Raw genomic sequence first — 16,882 nt, forward strand, 5'->3', positions numbered from 1 at the left:
GTTGCCAAGATCCAAGGCTGAAATGCAACTCATTTGACAGGAGCGGAGGCTTGCAGGTGGCTTTGTTGTCCATGATTTTTCGCAAAATGACGCAAAACAAGTGGCTGGAGGCCAGTCTGCTGATGGGGCTTATTATTACGGTCGGCCTCGTATCCAGCATTCCGATGTATACGGAAGCGATTCTCTCCCGCATGCTGATCAAAGAGCTGGAGACCTCGCAGGGCAGCAGCACTACCTATCCAGGCACGCTGTCAGCCCGTTTCGTCTACTCGTCCAGCGATGCGGACGGAAGGCTGCGGCAGAAGAACGCCAATGACAGCTTCGTACGCAAACAGGTTATTCCGTCTATTCCCGTTCCATTGCTCGCATCGACATACGATGTGCAATCATTGACGTATACGATGAAGCCTGACAGCAGGCAGCAGCAGTCGAGCAAGAAAACGTCGGACATTCGTTCCAAGCTGGTTGGCGTCGAAGGACTGGAGCAGCATATTAAGCTTATTGACGGGCGGATGCCGGAGAAGAAGTCGGTCAATGGCGTTTACGAGGTGCTTGTGACCGAGAAGGGTCTGAACCATTTGCGCACCGTACTGGGGTCGGAATTTACGCTCGAGGACAAGACGTTGACGGAGACGATCAAGATCAAGCCCGTAGGCGTATTTACAAAGCTTAATGACGACGATCTGTTTTTCCAATCGACTGATTTGGGCAATTATACAAGCTCCGTACTCATCAACCGGGAACTGTTGGAGAAAGAGTTGCTTGATACGAAGAGGCTTCAGACAGGTGCCAGCGGCTGGCATTTGGTGCCGGATTACTCCAAGCTGGAGCTGCGCACGGTCGATCAATATTTGCATGCGGCAGCGGAGCTGAAAAAGCTCGTAGAAACAAGCTACAACTATTCGATGGATGCCAAGTATTTGAATGTCATCGACGCTTATTTCGAGCGCTCCAGCAGCTTGCGTATTCTAATGTGGTCGCTGAACGTGCCGGTGCTGTCCATGCTCGCTTTATACGTCTTTATGGTATCTAATCTCATTACGAACCGGCAGCGGACGGAAATCGCCGTCATTCGCAGCCGGGGCGCTTCACGCTTGCAGATCATGTTGTCCTATATGGCCGAATATGGCTTGCTCAGCTTGCTGGCGGTGGCGGCAGGTCCGCCGCTAGGTTTATTTCTTACTAAGGTGCTAGGTTCCTCCAACGGTTTCATGTCCTTCGTTCAACGAACCGGCATCCGCGTTCATCTGAACAGCGAGGTCTATACGTATGCGATTATTACAGCATTAGCTGTATTCGTTATTATGCTGCTGCCGGCGCTGCAGGCGACCAGGGCGACAATCGTCGGTCATAAGCAGCAGATGGCCCGCATGGGCGGAACACCTTTCTGGCATAAGCTGTTTCTGGATGTTATTGCACTGGCCATCGCGCTATATGGCTTGAGAGTGTTTCATACGCGCATGAAGTCGCTGCAAACGTTAGGCTTGGCTGGAACTGACCTGCATATTGATCCGCTGCAGTTCGCGGTTCCTGCATTGTTCATTTTGGGCGGCGGCATGCTGCTGCTGCGAATCTATCCTTATTTTCTGCGGCTGGTTTATTGGTCAGGGAAGAAATGGTGGCCTCCTTCCATCTATGCCACGCTAATTCAAGTTGGACGCTCAAGTACCGGCTATCAGTTTCTGATGATTTTTCTTATGATGACGATAGCCACGGGAATGTTCAGCGCAAGCGCGGCTAGGACGATCAACAGCAACAGTGAGGACCGGGTCCAATATGCTGCGGGCGCAGATGTCGTGCTGCGGGCGTTGTGGCCGAATGACAAGCCTTCCGATCAAGGGGGCGGAGCGGCAGGCCCGGGACAATCGTCTAAGCCGGTTCCGGATGTCATTCATTACGTAGAGCCTCCCTTTGAGCCTTATACGAAGCTGGCTGGGGTAGAGCATACAGCGAGGGTGTTCATCAAGAATAATGCTGCTTTCTCCAGCAATGGCGGCAGCGGAACTGCCAGGCTGATGGGGATTGATACGGATGAATTCGGCATGACGTCATGGTTCCGGAATGGCTTGCTGCCGTATCCGTTCTATGAGTACTTGAATGTGCTGGCAACAGAGCCGAATGCAGTTCTGATCTCCAAAACGCTGGCAGAAAAAAGAAGCCTGAAGCAGGGCGACACGATCTATGTCGGCTGGGAAGGCGTTAATCAGCAGCCGTTTATCGTCTATGCCATCGTAGATTACTTCCCGACATTTAGTCCGGTTGCGGATGGAAGCAATGATCCTCCTATGCTGATTGTAGGCCATCGTCAGCAAATTCAGACCGTACTGTCCATGGAACCTTACGAAGTCTGGCTGAAGCTGAAGCCGAATGCCTCCGTAAGCGAACTGTATCATAGCATCGAGAACAGCAAGCTGTCTTTGACGACGATCGACAACACGGGAGAAGCGATAAGCAAGGCGAAGAGCGATCCGTTTCTAATGGCGGTGAACGGAGCGCTAACGTTAGGTTTCCTTATTTCGTTAGGGATCAGCTTCGTGGGCTTCTTGCTTTATTGGCTGCTTGTGCTGCGCGGTAGGATGCTGCAGAACGGCATCATGCGGGCGATGGGCCTGTCCCTGCGCCAATTGCTTGGTATGCTGACCGTCGAGCAGCTGCTGACGTCTGGTGCAGCTGTTGGCATCGGTCTGCTGACGGGTTATATAACAAGCCGTCTATTCGTTCCGGTGTTCCAGAATGCATTCGATGCGAAGACGCTTGTTCCGCCGTTTATCGTAACGGTAGACCCGACAGACTCCATCCGGATTTATATTTTTGTTGGCGCCATGCTCATTATTGGGCTGGGTATTCTGGGCGTTATGCTGTCTCGGTTGAAAATACATCAGGCCATCAAGCTGGGGGAGGACTAACCGTTGATTCACTGCGAAGGACTGGTCAAAATATACAAGGCGGCGGATCTGGAAGTGTTCGCGCTCCAGGGGCTGGATCTTCATGTGGAGGCCGGCGAGCTGATGGCGATTATCGGCAACAGCGGCAGCGGCAAGTCGACGCTGCTCAATATGCTGGGAGGGCTTGACCGGCCTACTGCCGGGAGCCTCGTCGTTGACGGCAAAGATATGCTCAAATTCAGCGAGCGTGATTACGTCCGCTACAAACGGGAAAGCGTCGGCTTTGTATGGCAGAACAATGGCCGCAACTTGATTCCGTATTTAACGGCCCAGCAGAATGTAGAGCTGCCGATTCTGCTGCAGGGGCGCCGCAAGAAGGAGCGTGCGCGCGAGCTGCTGGAAGCGGTCGGCCTCAGCCACCGGGCCCATAATAAGCTGCAGCAGCTGTCGGGCGGCGAGCAGCAGCGGGTTGCAATCGCTATTGCGCTGGCTAATCAGCCGCGCTTGCTTCTGGCCGATGAGCCGACAGGCTCGGTAGACAGCCGAATGGCGACGCAAATTTTGGAGCTGTTCCGGGAGCTCAACCGGACGCTGGGTCTAACTGTTGTTATCGTCACGCATGATCCCGAGCTTGCGCGCAAGGTGGACCGGGTAGTGGCGATTCGCGACGGCAAAATCTCATCGGAGATGCTGCGGAAGGGATCGTACTTGCAGGAGCTGGAGGCAATGGCGGAAGATGAAGCGGCTGCCCGGGAGACGCATGTGGAGTATGCCGTGCTCGACAAAGCCGGCCGCCTCCAGGTGCCTGCGGGCTACCTGGAAACGGCCGGCTTCAAAGATAAACGTAAAGTTCGGGTAGAGCTCGAGGACGGGCGCATCGTGCTGTCGCCGCCGGAGGATGCTTAGCTGAACGGTACTATTTCGTAATTGCCGTTGCCGCCGCTGGCGGCAGCGGCAATTTGATTTCGACAATGGTTCCGACATCCAGCTGGCTTTTGAAATGCATGCTGCCCTTGTGATTGTCGATAATTTGCTGGCTTACCATCAGCCCGAGTCCTGTGCCCTCTTCTTTGCGGGTGAAGAATGGCTCGCACAGCCGGCTCAAATCCGGCTCGGCTATGCCGCTTCCTTGATCTGTAATTCGAATGAGAATACCTTCAGGAGGCGCGTAGCGCAGCTCGATCGTCAATTCCCCGCCATTTGACATGGACTCGATGCCGTTCTTCATGACATTCAGAAATACTTGCTTCAACTGATTGACCTCGCCCATCACTAGAGGAACTTGCTCGTCCAGGTAGGTGACAAGCCGAACATTGTTGAAATTGGCTTCGGAATCGAGCAGCATGACGATATCACGCAGCGTATCGCGGACATTAATCAATTGGAAATGGACGGCCTGCGGTTTGGCGACGACAAGAAACTCGCTGATGATAAAGTTGATCCGGTCAAGCTCCGCCAGCATGATGTCGAAGTAAGCGGGGGTCAGCTTCTCATTCTGCTGCAGCAATTGGACGAAGCCCCGCAGTGTCGTTAGCGGGTTGCGCACCTCGTGGGCGACGCCCGCCGCAAGTTGGCCGACGACGGAGAGCTTCTCCGAGCGGCGCAGCACCTCTTCTGTGTGCTTTCTCGCCGTAATATTCCGGGAAATGGTGGCAATCGCAACGATGTCTCCGGATTCATTCCGTATTGGCGAGATCGTCAGACTGACATCGATGGGATTGCCATTTTTGCTATAGCGGACGGTTTCCTGATCCGTAATCGACCCGCCATTTTTCACAATATCGAGAAGTTCCTCAAACTCCTTGCGGTATTCCTCCGGGATGTTGTCCAGCTTCGTGCCCAATGCTTCCTGTTCGCTCCAGCCATAAATGGTCTCAAACGCTGTGTTGATCTGGATGAGATAGCCGGATAAGTCTGATACGTGAATAGCATCTGAGGTATGGTTGACGAATGATTCCAAATATTGCTTCGTATGGCGGATTTCCTCGTTCGCATCTTTAAGCTGCGTCGTGTACGTCTGCAGATTATGGCTCATTGTGTTGACTCGCGAAGCGAGAAGTCCAAGCTCGTCACTGCTGGTCACAGCTACCTGGACGCCGAAATTGCCCTGCGCAATTTCGTTGACTTTGCTGAGTATCTGGTTCAATGAGCGAATAATAAAGGCGGCTAAAAAAGAACTGGCAGCTGCCGTGAATAGGATTAGTCCAAGCGAGATTAACGCCTGTACGGATAATTGACGCAGCAGCGTTTTCTGAATCGTCCCTAGATCAAAGGTGATGCCGATGACAGTCGTGCTTTGGCCAACGATGGGAACGAAGCTTTTCAGCACTTCATGTCCGTTAATATGATCTCTGGCTGTCACCACCTCCCCAGTGGACTCCGCCAGCATAATATTTTCATTGTCATTGCGGCCGATATAGTCGTTATTGCCAAAAATTACGCTGCGGACGTCAAGGTTATAGATAGGCATTCCCTTTTTAATTTTAATAATTGGTTTTTTGCCGACGAATTCAGTATTGAAGCCGGTCACTTCAAGAATCGAAGAATTGTCCTTCAGCACCTGGGCTGCGATTGCTTCGCTGCCGCTCGTCTCTTCAAATTTCATAAACAAATCAGCGTTAATAAACGGGTTAATCATATAGTTGGTCGTGCCGTCATAGTAACTGCCCCATTTATTAATATGAGAAGGGTTGGAGGTTGCATAGTTAATAGGACCGGACCAGAAGTGGCTGAGCTTCTGCCCTTCTTTTATCGTGACAGGCTCAAGGTCAAACAGCTGGTTGAATGCCGTGTACCAATATCCCCAGGTTTTCGAGCTGATATTGAGCTCTGCCGGGTCGGATGATTTTACCGCAACGATATCATCCCGGGTTCTTACCCATAGCGTAATATCATCGACACCGAGCTGCTTGCTGAGCGTCTCGAGCTCCTCATTGCTTACATTGGCGATATCCGGATCAAGCTGATTCTGAGCGGCAATCGCAGCGAGTCGCAGCTTCTCGCCCAGACCGCTCTCGATGAGACGCCGGGATTGCTGGGCTGTATCCATCGATTGTCCGATTTGCTTGGCGATGACGAGCATTTGCTGCTCGGCACTTGATTGCAGCTCGACCTTGGAGTTGAAATAGTAGATAGATATATTAAGAAGCAGAACGACGGTTACCGTTAAAGAGATAAACCATGCTAGCTTAGCTTTGATCGACAAAAGGCTTCCCTCCCGGATGTTCATATTCGTGATCGCTTCTTCAATTTATTTGACGTCACAGGCTGGAAATCCTTGTTGTAAGGGTAATTTATAGGCAGGCACGATAGATCAATCCAATCGGTCTGAAATCGAGGAAACGCAAAGAAGCGCATCCTGCGGCGAGATAGCCTGCTGGATGCGCTTCTTTGCGATATGAACCTGTACAGGCAGCTTCTTTTACAGCGAATTATTCCTCTCTTCGATTGCGAACGATGAGGATGAGAGCTCCGATTGCGACGAATGCGATAGCTAAGAAAGGCCGGAGATGCGTCAAGCTGTTCAGGAATGCGCCTAGCGAGAATACGGCGAAGAAGAGCAGCGAGAGCACCGTTAAAATGTTGATTGGGATGAGCAGCCATTTGTTGCGGTTGCCGAACCAATAAAATTCAAAGAGTCCCACCGCAACGGCCAGAATGAAACCCGGCCACATGTACTTCCAGTTATCGAATAGCATGGCGATCTGGGAGACGAAGCCGGCCATGAACAGTATGCCGCCTGGAATGAGCATGCCGACGCCTCTGCGGCCCGTCATCGAGAAGTACATCCAATGGAAAAACAAGCCAAGCGGAATGACGAACATCGTGGGCCAGAAATAAGCGAATAGATTTCCCGGACCGAAGGAAGTGCCTTGATTGAGAAAAAGATAAGCGCCGAACAAAATAAGTACGGGACCGAGTATCGTCCTTTTAGTCATGCCAGGTAGACTCCTTTGCTTCATTAGTGTGCATTGTTGTTTTTTATTCATCGTGCTGTTCTGCTGTTGAATTAAGCATAACATAGCCGTCTTGGCGCTGTCCTCGTCCTCTGGGTATTCGTTGAACTAGACTAAAGTCTAGCTTTGCGGATGTCGAAAAAAGCCCCTTATTGTCAAATGAGTGAGGAGGCTCTCACAATTTACAAATAAGAGCGTTCATTAGGCAAAAGCTCTTACATTCCGACAATTTACACCTCTTGTTATCTACTATGAAAGCGCTACAATTATAAGTAATCAAGACTAGGAGGTGATAACGATGAGCCAAGAGGAAGAAGTTGTACAAGCGGTGGAAGAGACAGCTGCTGAAGCTGCTGCAGAGGCAGTAGAAGCTGCTGCAGAAGAGGCTGTTGAAGAAGCAGCGGAAGAAGCTGCGGTAGAGGAAGAAGTGGAAGCGGCTGCCGAAGAAGCGGCGGTTGCAGAAGAAGAATCGGCAGCGGCAGCTGACGAAGCATCTGAGGGAGAAACGGAATAATGATTGCGGTCATTTTAAATAGTAATAATACCCGTCCCCTTCGATCTGAAGGGGATTATTTTCGTCTCTCAAGGGAAAAAGAGGAAAATCACGCGCCGAGCCGTATATATATCAGAACCTATATGAGGAGGCGGCTGGCATGAAAAGCATTAAACCGGGCAGAGGCCCGTCGGCTATGGGAGCAGCAGGCAGCATTGGCTCCGTTATTTTCGGAATTTTATGGACGATCATCGCATTTTCGATGACGAGGAATGCGCCGTTTCCGCTGGTCGGCATTATTTTTCCGTTGTTTGGCGTTGTTTTCGTCATCACGGGAATATTCCAAGCAGTTGTTCATTATAAAAATGCGACGGGAGAAAACCGGATGTCGATTGTAGACATCGTTGATGCCGAGGAGGAGCCCGATCCGCTTGATCGCCACTACCGGAAGGCTCGCAAGGAGGGCCGCGATTCGCTCGCCGCAGCAGACTCGGATGGCGTCAAGAAATTTTGCCCCTATTGCGGAACCCGTCTGGCATCGGCCGACTATGAATATTGTCCGCAATGCGGCAAACCGTTGCAGGGATGAAATTTTGTCCGCATGCGGCAAACCGTTGGAATAATCGAGCTGTCACCGATGCGGGTTGCAAGCAGGCTTGTCGCTGATGTATGCTCTTTAATAAATATAAGAACAGATAAGTTTGTTTGAGAAGAAGGAGAACCACCAGATGATTACAATAAAGACAGCTGCAGAAATTAACCGGATGCATGAAGCGGGAAAAATATTGGCGGAATGCCACCGTCAAATCGCCAATCTCATTGAGCCGGGCATCACCTCTCAAGAAATCGACCAATTTGTAGAAAAGCTGCTGAAGCAGCATGGCGCTACGCCAGAGCAAAAGGGCTACAAAGGTTATCCTTATGCAACATGCGCATCAGTTAACGATGTCATTTGCCACGGCTTTCCGAAAAAGGAGAAGCTGAACGCCGGCGACATCGTTACCATTGATATGGTCGTGAACCTGAACGGCTGGCTGGCGGACTCCGCTTGGTCATACGCAGTCGGCGAAGTATCGGAGGAGGCAGACCGCCTTCTGCGCGTAACGAAGGAATCGCTTTACAAGGGCATTGAGCAGGCTGTTGCAGGCAACCGGATTGGCGACGTCTCGCATGCGATTCAAGTGTATGCCGAATCGGAAGGCTTCTCCGTCGTTCGCGACTTCATCGGACACGGCATTGGCCAAGTGATGCATGAGGACCCGCAGGTTCCGCATTACGGCCCGCCGAATAAAGGCCCGCGCATTAAAGAAGGAATGGTGTTCACGATCGAGCCGATGCTTAACGTCGGCACCTATTTGACGAAGATTGATTCGGACGGTTGGACTGCCCGGACGAGAGACGGCAAGCTTTCGGCGCAATACGAGCATACAATTGCGATTACGGCAGACGGTCCGATTATTCTGACCGCTCAATAAAAAAGAAGAAAAACCGCCTCACGGCTTTGTAAATGATCGGAATGACCGATCGTTGGCCGTGTGGCGGTTTTTTTTAGCGAGGATACCGGTTTGACGGGAATAGGCGGAGCGAGTTACGCTATCGGTACAATCAAGCAAGCGCATTCATTCTACATTGTTACTGAACGCCGGACAGGCGGTGCAAAGTCGGGTGAAGGGTACGGGCGGATGAACAGGGGAGCGGGAGCATGACGGAACGAGGCATAGCAAGCCGCCGCAATGTGGGCATATTTGCGCATGTAGACGCGGGCAAGACGACAACGACGGAGCATATGCTATATTTGAGCGGGCGAACCCGTGCACTGGGCAGTGTCGATGCGGGGACAGCGCTGACAGATTGGATGGAGGTCGAGCGGGAGCGCGGAATCTCGGTACGTGCTGCGACTACTTCCTGCACCTGGAGAGGCGCAAGCATCAACATCGTCGATACGCCGGGGCACGTCGATTTTCTATCCGAGGTGGAGCGCTCTCTGCGGGTGATGGACGGGGCGGTGCTTATCGTGTCCGCCGTGGAAGGCGTGCAGGCACAGACGGAAATGATCTGGAACGCACTGCGCAAGCTGCGGATTCCGACAGTCATCTATGTGAATAAAATGGACCGAATCGGCGCGGACCGTGAAGCGGTGCTGCACAGCATTCACAGCTATTTGACGAGGGATGCGGTCGAGGTGCAGACGCCGCTGGGCAGCGAGCAGCAGTTTGCGGGCGGCGCAGATTCGTGGACCGCCTCTGAGATGGAGCGGACAGCGCTTATAGAAGCGGTCGCCGAACGCGACGAGGAGCTGCTGCTTCGCTATGTGGCGGGGGAGAACGTGCCGCTTGAGGAGTGGAAGGAGCAGGCGGCAGGGCTATCGAGACAAGGCCAGCTGTTCCCTGTGTTATATGGAGCGTCGGGCAAGGGGATCGGGATCGAGGCTCTGCTGGATGCAATTCTGCATTATTTGCCGGAGCCGGGCGGTGACCGGAACGCGCCGTTGTCCGGTATTGTGTTCAAGATCGAACGGGACAAAACGATGGGACGGATGGCATATGTCCGCCTCTACGACGGGGCGATGAGCAATCGCGATGTCGTTCGCAACGCCACGCAAAACGTCGACGAGAAGGTGACGCAAATCCGTAAGGTCGAAGGCGGCCGTTCGGAGGATCTGGGTATGCTGGAGGCGGGAGACATTGCTGCGGTATGCGGCATGTCGCATGTTCGGATCGGTGACATATTGGGCGTGGCAGATGCAGTGCCGGAGGAAGTGCGGCTGGCAGTGCCGCTGTTGACTGTGCAGGCGCATTGGCCGGATGAGCAGCAATATCCGGCGGTCGTGAGCGCGCTGCAGGAGCTGTCTGACGAAGATCCGCTGCTCGACGTGCAGTGGCTGCAGGATGAACGGGAGCTCCATGTGAAGGTAATGGGCCCGATCCAGCTGGAAATTTTAACGACGGTGCTGGCTGCCCGTTACGGCCTGGACGTGCGGTTCGGACAGCCGTCGATCATTTATAAGGAAACGCCGCGTCAAGCGGGAGAGGGCTATGTCGCTTATTTGATGCCGAAGCCATGCTGGGCCATATTGCGGTTCCGCTTGGAGCCCGGGGAGCGAGGCAGCGGAGTGAAGTACGAAGCATTTGTACGCTCCGAGGAACTGCAGCCGCAGTATCAGAATGAGGTGGCACGCCGGGTTCCGGAGGCGCTGCAGCAGGGGCTCCGCGGCTGGGAGGTCGTCGATCTGAAGGTGACGCTAATCGAAGGCCAGCATCATGTATGGCATACGCATCCGCTTGATTTTGCAGTAGCGACTCCTATGGGCATTATGAACGGTCTTGCCTCTGCCGGGACTAAGCTGCTTGAGCCTGTGCTGCATTTTCGGATCGTAGTACCTGAAGAAAACGGCGGGCGTGTCATGAATGATCTGTCGATGATGCGGGGAAGCTTTGACGCGCCCGTATTGCAAGGCGACCGTATGCTTATAGAGGGCAAAGTTCCTGCGGCTACGTCGCTGTCCTATTCGGTGGAACTGAATTCGCTGACGAAGGGCAGAGGGACGATGGCTACCTTTTTCGCCGGATATGAGGAATGTCCTCCGGATGTTGAAGCCGAACGGGTGCGCAGAGGCGTGAACCCGCTCGACCAGTCGAAATATATTTTGAGCGTACGCAAGGCTTTGCAGGGCTAACTGCTGTTTTCTGCTTAGAGGAATAATTGGACAAGCAGCGTGCCGGCAGACAGGAGTACGGTCGTAATGGCTGCGGCGGTTAATGGCCGGATCGCTTTTGCCCGAACCGCTTTCAGATCGACGTTGAGGCCAAGCCCGACCATAGCCATTGCCAGAAGGAAGGTTGCCGCCTGCGCGAGAAACTTCAGAACAGAATCGGGAACCGCGAAAGCCGTATGGGCGGAAAAGGTGCCAAAGGCGCTCATCGCCATAAAGCCGATCAGAAACCAAGGGAACGTGATTTTGGCTTCGGTATCGCCCTTGCCTTTGTCTTTGCGTTTCATAATGAGAATCAGCGCGAAGCTGAGCGGAATCAGCATGAACACGCGGGCAAGCTTGGCGAGCAGGCCCATCACAACGGCATCTTCGCCTGCCGGCTGAGCCGCTAAGGCGACATGGGCGATCTCATGCAGGCTGATGCCGGCCCAAGCGCCGTATTGTTCCGTACTTAGCGGCAGCAGCGGCTGGAGCAGTGTATAGCCTACAGCAGTAATGGTGCCGATGAGGGCGATGAGCCCGGCTCCAATGGCGGTGTCGCTGTCGCGTGACTTCAGAATGGGCGATACGGCGGCAATAGCTGCGGCGCCGCAAATACCGGTGCCGATGCCAAGCAGCAGCGAAAGGGAGAAGTCGGCTTTCAGCCGCCGTGCAAGCCATACGGTAAGTCCAATCGCAAAGACGGCGACGATTGCCGCCTGCAGCAGCAGTCCCCAGCCTTGCTGGAGCACAGTGCCGATGTTGAGCCGAAGACCGAATAAAATGATGGCAAACCGAAGCAACTGCTTGGAGGCAAGCTGAATGCCCCTTCGCCATTGCTCGGGGTAACCGAATAACTGGCGGTAAATGACGGCTCCGCCGATGGCTAGCGCCATCTGGCCTAACCGGCTAAAGCCTGGCAGCAGGGAAAGGCCATAAGCGGCCGCGGCAATGATAACGGTAAAAGCGAGACCGCCTAGCCATTCTTTTAGATGGAGCATGCTGCCGTGATGGCGGCTCTTTTTGTCTTGCCGATATGGAAGGGCATTGTCAGATAGTGTCCGCATGAGCTGTTCACCTCTTGTTGTTGTAAACGATGGAGTGTCGTTTTGTTTGTATGGATTAAGCTTAATTGAATAGCTATCATAAGAAAAATAAATAGTTCTAATTGTTATAATAATGATATGGTTATTATAAATATTTGAATGTCGGGGGGCGCGAGGATTGGATCAATCTTTGCTCGTATTTATAACGGTTGCGGAGAAAATGAACTTCACGAGGGCTGCTGAGGCGCTTCATATGACGCAGCCTGCAGTGAGCCAGCATATTCAAGCGCTGGAGAGCGAGATGGGTACGAAGCTGCTGGAGCGCAGCAACAAGTATGTCCGGCTGAACGAAGCGGGGAGAATCGTCTACCGGCACGGGAAAGAGATTGCCGGGCTGTACACAAGCATGCAAAGTCTGGTCAATGACTTGATGAATGAGGCAAGCGGGACCTTGGCGATCGGGGCCAGCTATACGTTTGGCGAATATGCGCTTCCCCATACCATTGCCTATTTGCAGCGCCATTATCCGGAAATCAAACCGACGATTACGATCGGCAATACGAAGGAGATTGCCGAGCTGGTCGCGGGCAGGCAGCTTGATATCGGCATCGTGGAGGGCGAGCTTCACCATGGAAATGGAAGGCTGCATGTAGAGCCTTTTGCGAAGGATCGGATGTATATTATGGCTTCCTCCGCTCATCCCTCTCTGGGAGAGGCGGAGGATGTAACGGCAGCCCAGCTTCAAGATCAGACATGGATCGTTCGGGAAGAAGGCTCGGGCACTCGCGAGGCTACGGAAAGAATGTTCAGTGATATCGGGCTGCAATTCCCGGCAACGATGGAATTTGGCAGTACACAAATCATTAAGGAGTCGGTAGAAGCGGGATTGGGCATCACGCTGCTGTCTCATTGGGCTGTGCGTAAGGAGCTTAAGCTAGGCACGCTAAACAGGCTGACCTTGGAGGGTCAGCCTGTAGAAAGAGAGTTTTCGCTTGTTCGCATCGACGATCAGCTGCAGACGAAAGCACTGCAGATATTTTTAGAAATATTGCGCGCGCATCAGGGTCTGCCTGATCTGGAATAAGGCGAGGCGGTTCGGCGCAGTTTCTCTAGCTTGAATTAAGCCTGCGGCAGGCGATACAGCGCGAAGGGCTCGCCATTGCGGAAGGACCGGCTGATTTGATCCAGTTCCTTCAGGCTTTCCGGTTGGAGAGCCAGCGAGACGCTTTGCAAATTGTTTTCGAGCTGCTGGGCACTTGTCGCACCTACGATGACGGTTGAGACGGCTGGCTGATGCATGAGCCAAGCGAGCGATAATGCGCTTGCCGTTGTGTCCAGCTGCTGCGCTGCTGCGCTCACATTCCGCCCCAACTCCAGATTCCGCTCGCCGAAGAAGTTTAAGAAGCTAGGGTTTGTTTGGGCTCTGGAGCCTTCCGGCGCGGAGCCGTCTGTGCCGTACTTGCCGGTAAGAATGCCTCCCGCTAGCGGGAAGTAAGGAATAATGCCAAGCCCTTGATCGAGGCAGAGCGGTACGAGCTCACGCTCCGGCGTCCGGTCTGCAAGCGAATAGCTTGTCTGCATCGACAGGAAGCGGTTCAGACCAAGATGATCGCTAATGCCCAGCGCCTTCATCAGCTCCCAGGCTGCATAGTTGGAGGCGCCGATATAACGGACCTTGCCGGAGCGGACCATGTCATCCAGCGTGCGAAGCGTTTCTTCAAGCGGTGTGTAAGGATCGAAGGTATGAATTTGATAGAGATCGACATAATCCGTTTTCAGCCGTTTCAGGCTGCCCTCCAGCTCCGACTGCAAATGAAAGCGGGAGGAGCCTCTCGCATTGGGACCTTCTCCCCGCGGCAGTCCGGCTTTCGTTGCAAGGACAACCTCGCTCCGTCTGCCTGCAATTGCAGAGCCGATAATCGTCTCTGACGCCGTAGCCGAATAGATGTTGGCCGTATCGATGAAGTTAATGCCTTGATCCAGTGCAACGTTAATAATCCGTTCGGATGTCTGCTGATCCGCTCTGGAACCGAAAGAGTTGGTGCCGATACCTAGTGCGGACACGCGAAGTCCGCTGTTGCCGAGTCGATTGTATTTCATGCTTTGTCACTCCTTTAGCTTCATTGAGTCGGGCTGTTTGCTTTTGTACGCTCATTATACCAAAACCATCCACCTCAAGCCTAGCGACAGGGTAACTAGGACCGGCAGTCAGCTAGGCTTATTCGTTTGCGATTAACTATTCATTGGGCAGCCAGAATCATGAACAACTAACTAGATCCACTTGGTTAGCAGGCTTTTTAGCTCATCGGTAATTCCGGTCAATGGCAGCCGTACCTCGTCTGAGGCGATAAGGCCTTGTTCGGCCAGCAGCCATTTAATTGGAGCAGGGTTCGGCTCTTGGAATAACAGCCTAACGAGCGGCAGCAGTCGTCCGAATGCCTCTCTCGCTTCAGTCAGCTTGCCGTTTTGGAATAGGGCATATACTTCGAGAAAAGACTCGGTATGAACGCTGGCAGATGCCATCATGCCGCCTTGGGCTCCGCTGCTAAGCATCGCGAGAAAACTCTCGTCCTCTCCGCTAAGCACCGGTTTCGTTGTATGGCGGGCAAGCTCTGTCATCAGGGCGACCCCGCCGGAGCTGTCTTTTAAGCCAATGACGCCTTCCAGTGAAAGTATGCTCAAAATAGTCTCAGCCGTGGAGCGGACGCCAGTGCGCTGCGGAATTTCGTAGGCGATCACCGGAACGCCAGTGTCTGCCGCGCGGCGGTAGTGTTCGATAATGCCTTTTTGGGAAGGGCGGTTATAGTAAGGAACAACGACGAGTGCGGCATCAGCGCCAAGCTCTCCAGCCAGCCGGGTGCGGCTGACGGTGGAGGCAGTAACGTTGGTTCCAGTACCGAGTACAATAGGAATGTGCAGCCGAGAGCCTCTCACCCGCAATGCTGCCTCCATCAGGATGGGAAGCTCCGCTGTCGTTACGGCAGGAGACTCTCCAGTTGTGCCATTCACGACGATTCCATTCACGCCGCGCTGCAGCAGGGTGTCGATGTAACGCTCGAAAGAAGGGATATCCAGCTCGCCGTCAGGCTGAAACGGGGTAATGACCGGGACGAAAATACCTTTTAACTGATGTTCATTCATTATGGTCAACTCCTTTTGTCATATAGGAAAAAATGGGGCTTGAATGATTATCTATACTGTAGCATGATCGGAGTATCATCATTATCGATACTTATTAATGGGTATCATCGATAAACGTAATAGTATAAGGAGGTGGCGAGAAATGCTGGATCTCGTCTATTTGCATACTTTTCGCGAGGTGGCCAGAAGAAGGAGCATTACCCGGGCGGCAGAGGAGCTGGGCTATGCGCAGTCGAGCGTAACCGTTCAAATTCAGAAGCTGGAAAAGCATTATGGCGTGCCTCTCCTTGAACGGTACGGCCGTTATATGCGCTTAACGCCTCCCGGAGAGGCGCTGTTGAAGCTGGCCTCTCAAATGCTGGATCTATACGACCAATCCCGGGAAACGGTAGCGGGTTCTGCGGGAGGAACGCTCGTTATCGGAGCGATCGATTCCTTAGCGGCGTATTTCTTGCCGCCTTACTTACAGCGTTTGCGGCGGATGTTTCCGGGGCTGAACATTCAGCTTCAGCCGGAGCGGGAGTCCAATATTGTGAGCAAGGTAAAAGAAGGCGAGTTCGACATCGGTCTGCTGCTGGACGTAAAGCCAGCCGATACCTCGCTCCTATGTACGGCCGTGCGGGAAGAGCCGCTTGTGCTCGTTGCGCTGCCGGATCACCCTCTCGGGCTTCTCCCAAAGGTAGGGCTGAGTGACTTGAATGGCGCTGAGCTGATCATTTCCGAGGAGAGCTGCATCTATCGCGGAATGTTCGAGAAAGTGCTGAGAGAAGGAGGGATTGCCTTCACCAGCTTATTCGAGCTGGGCAATCCGGAGGCGATCAAGCAATGTGTAGTCAACGGATTGGGCATTGCCCTGCTGCCGCAAATGGTTGTGGCCAGTGAGCTGGCGGCGGGCAAGCTGGTCGCGCTCCCGTTCCAACATCCCGACATTCGCTTTGACCTGCAGCACCTCATCCATCCGAAAAAATGGATGTCCGGCCCGCTTCAGGCCTTCATCGATATGCTGGGAGGCAGCGAAGAGGAGATTGGCTGATACTCTGGGGTGGGGCTAATGAGGGTTGACCGCCGACGTGCGACCGTTTACCGGGTGCGTGCCTTGATGGCACCGCGCATGGAGCGGAAATTATCATGGGAAAGTTCGGGCCGATTTATCCAGTTCATCGCTGCTGGACAGATGCGATTTGAAGACACATTTGGTCTACAACGAAGCAGCTTCGCAAATTAGCGAAGAGAACTTCGTTGCAGAAGTTGGTGCGAGGCCGTGACTGTGGCGGAACGAAGCAAATTTCGCTGTTGGCGAACCTAAGTTCACGAAAAGCGAAATTTGCTTCGCTAATTGAACTACGCCCCCCCAACTTTAGGTGTACAGCGAAGTTAGCTTCGCTAAACAGCGAGTCTGCTTCGCTGTAGCCCCTGGTCTGTGCGGATGATCGCCCCCTTCTAAATATTCCTCGTCATCTTCAAACGTGGTCGCCAATAAGTAAACTAACTTTGCAATCATCCAGCCAATCGCCCGAAAATGGCGCATGACCTGGCTGTTAAAGCCCTGCGAGGGACTTAACGCCCCAGCATTTGAGCCAAAGCAAAAGTGTAAGACCCCTATAGGGTCTTAACTCGCAAAATCAGCCAGCCAACCGCCCCGAAATGGCGCATAAACTGGCTTTTAAGGC

Annotated in this window: 14 protein-coding genes; 9 read left to right on the top strand and 5 right to left on the bottom strand. The window is 53.2% G+C overall.

Annotated features, from left to right (window positions below):
• Positions 1-71: 71 nt before the first annotated feature.
• Both ACFVVF_RS17980 and ACFVVF_RS17985 read left to right on the top strand, forming a co-directional pair.
• Positions 72-2,906, top strand: a complete 2,835-nt coding sequence (locus tag ACFVVF_RS17980) for an ABC transporter permease (RefSeq protein ID WP_387812450.1) — start codon at positions 72-74, stop codon at positions 2,904-2,906.
• Positions 2,907-2,909: 3 nt separating this feature from the next.
• Positions 2,910-3,791 carry an ABC transporter ATP-binding protein gene (locus tag ACFVVF_RS17985; RefSeq protein WP_387812453.1) on the top strand — a complete coding sequence of 294 codons (882 nt, stop codon included), beginning with the start codon at positions 2,910-2,912 and terminating at the stop codon, positions 3,789-3,791.
• 10 nt (positions 3,792-3,801) lie between these two features.
• On the opposite strand, the gene ACFVVF_RS17990 is transcribed toward ACFVVF_RS17985, so the two are convergent.
• Complete coding sequence (locus ACFVVF_RS17990; protein ID WP_387812456.1) at positions 3,802-6,090, bottom strand: ATP-binding protein; 2,289 nt, start codon at positions 6,088-6,090, stop codon at positions 3,802-3,804.
• 226 nt (positions 6,091-6,316) lie between these two features.
• Positions 6,317-6,823: a hypothetical protein gene (locus ACFVVF_RS17995; RefSeq protein ID WP_387812459.1), complete on the bottom strand. Its 507-nt coding sequence runs from the start codon at positions 6,821-6,823 to the stop codon at positions 6,317-6,319.
• 316 nt (positions 6,824-7,139) lie between these two features.
• Here ACFVVF_RS17995 and ACFVVF_RS18000 point away from each other — a divergent pair, with 316 nt between their 5' ends.
• The 5 genes from ACFVVF_RS18000 to ACFVVF_RS18020 all read left to right on the top strand — a co-directional run bounded on the left by ACFVVF_RS18000 (position 7,140) and on the right by ACFVVF_RS18020 (position 11,010).
• Positions 7,140-7,355: a hypothetical protein gene (locus tag ACFVVF_RS18000; protein WP_387812462.1), complete on the top strand. Its 216-nt coding sequence runs from the start codon at positions 7,140-7,142 to the stop codon at positions 7,353-7,355.
• Between the two features lie 139 nt (positions 7,356-7,494).
• Complete coding sequence (locus tag ACFVVF_RS18005) at positions 7,495-7,923, top strand: zinc-ribbon domain-containing protein (protein WP_387812465.1); 429 nt, start codon at positions 7,495-7,497, stop codon at positions 7,921-7,923.
• A 139-nt stretch (positions 7,924-8,062) separates the two neighbouring features.
• A complete protein-coding gene (map, locus tag ACFVVF_RS18010; protein ID WP_387812468.1) occupies positions 8,063-8,809 on the top strand; it encodes a type I methionyl aminopeptidase in 747 nt (248 codons plus the stop codon).
• A gap of 60 nt (positions 8,810-8,869) precedes the next feature.
• Positions 8,870-9,040 carry a hypothetical protein gene (locus tag ACFVVF_RS18015; RefSeq protein ID WP_387812471.1) on the top strand — a complete coding sequence of 57 codons (171 nt, stop codon included), beginning with the start codon at positions 8,870-8,872 and terminating at the stop codon, positions 9,038-9,040.
• Positions 9,037-11,010 carry a GTP-binding protein gene (locus ACFVVF_RS18020; RefSeq protein WP_387812474.1) on the top strand — a complete coding sequence of 658 codons (1,974 nt, stop codon included), beginning with the start codon at positions 9,037-9,039 and terminating at the stop codon, positions 11,008-11,010. Before ACFVVF_RS18015 ends, ACFVVF_RS18020 begins: the two co-directional genes overlap by 4 nt.
• 14 nt (positions 11,011-11,024) lie before the next feature.
• Here the strand turns inward: ACFVVF_RS18020 and ACFVVF_RS18025 are convergent, their stop codons facing one another.
• Complete coding sequence (locus ACFVVF_RS18025; protein ID WP_387812477.1) at positions 11,025-12,092, bottom strand: YeiH family protein; 1,068 nt, start codon at positions 12,090-12,092, stop codon at positions 11,025-11,027.
• A 157-nt stretch (positions 12,093-12,249) separates the two neighbouring features.
• Between ACFVVF_RS18025 and ACFVVF_RS18030 the strand changes: the two genes are divergently transcribed.
• On the top strand, positions 12,250-13,155 hold the full coding sequence (locus ACFVVF_RS18030; protein WP_387812480.1) for a LysR family transcriptional regulator: 906 nt from the start codon (positions 12,250-12,252) through the stop codon (positions 13,153-13,155).
• Positions 13,156-13,190: 35 nt separating this feature from the next.
• On the opposite strand, the gene ACFVVF_RS18035 is transcribed toward ACFVVF_RS18030, so the two are convergent.
• Both ACFVVF_RS18035 and dapA read right to left on the bottom strand, forming a co-directional pair.
• A complete protein-coding gene (locus ACFVVF_RS18035) occupies positions 13,191-14,171 on the bottom strand; it encodes an aldo/keto reductase (protein ID WP_387812483.1) in 981 nt (326 codons plus the stop codon).
• A 171-nt stretch (positions 14,172-14,342) separates the two neighbouring features.
• Entirely contained in the window at positions 14,343-15,212 is an 870-nt protein-coding gene (gene dapA, locus ACFVVF_RS18040; protein ID WP_387812486.1) for a 4-hydroxy-tetrahydrodipicolinate synthase, read from the bottom strand.
• A 145-nt stretch (positions 15,213-15,357) separates the two neighbouring features.
• On the opposite strand from dapA, the gene ACFVVF_RS18045 reads away from it, so the two are divergent.
• The gene (locus ACFVVF_RS18045) at positions 15,358-16,245 is read left to right on the top strand and encodes a LysR family transcriptional regulator (RefSeq protein WP_387813145.1); all 888 of its coding nucleotides are present in this window, start codon (positions 15,358-15,360) and stop codon (positions 16,243-16,245) included.
• Positions 16,246-16,882: the final 637 nt, after the last annotated feature.

The organism is Paenibacillus sp. NPDC058174, from assembly GCF_042883865.1.
Taxonomy (GTDB): domain Bacteria; phylum Bacillota; class Bacilli; order Paenibacillales; family Paenibacillaceae; genus Pristimantibacillus.

Bases quoted from the DNA above. Each gene is read 5' to 3' on its own strand.
- ACFVVF_RS17980 (WP_387812450.1), top strand. From the start codon at position 72: ATGATTTTTCGCAAAATGACGCAAAACAAGTGGCTGGAGGCCAGTCTG.
- ACFVVF_RS17995 (WP_387812459.1), bottom strand. From the start codon at position 6,823: ATGACTAAAAGGACGATACTCGGTCCCGTACTTATTTTGTTCGGCGCT.
- ACFVVF_RS18000 (WP_387812462.1), top strand. From the start codon at position 7,140: ATGAGCCAAGAGGAAGAAGTTGTACAAGCGGTGGAAGAGACAGCTGCT.
- ACFVVF_RS18005 (WP_387812465.1), top strand. From the start codon at position 7,495: ATGAAAAGCATTAAACCGGGCAGAGGCCCGTCGGCTATGGGAGCAGCA.
- map (WP_387812468.1), top strand. From the start codon at position 8,063: ATGATTACAATAAAGACAGCTGCAGAAATTAACCGGATGCATGAAGCG.
- ACFVVF_RS18020 (WP_387812474.1), top strand. From the start codon at position 9,037: ATGACGGAACGAGGCATAGCAAGCCGCCGCAATGTGGGCATATTTGCG.
- ACFVVF_RS18025 (WP_387812477.1), bottom strand. From the start codon at position 12,092: ATGCGGACACTATCTGACAATGCCCTTCCATATCGGCAAGACAAAAAG.
- ACFVVF_RS18035 (WP_387812483.1), bottom strand. From the start codon at position 14,171: ATGAAATACAATCGACTCGGCAACAGCGGACTTCGCGTGTCCGCACTA.
- dapA (WP_387812486.1), bottom strand. From the start codon at position 15,212: ATGAATGAACATCAGTTAAAAGGTATTTTCGTCCCGGTCATTACCCCG.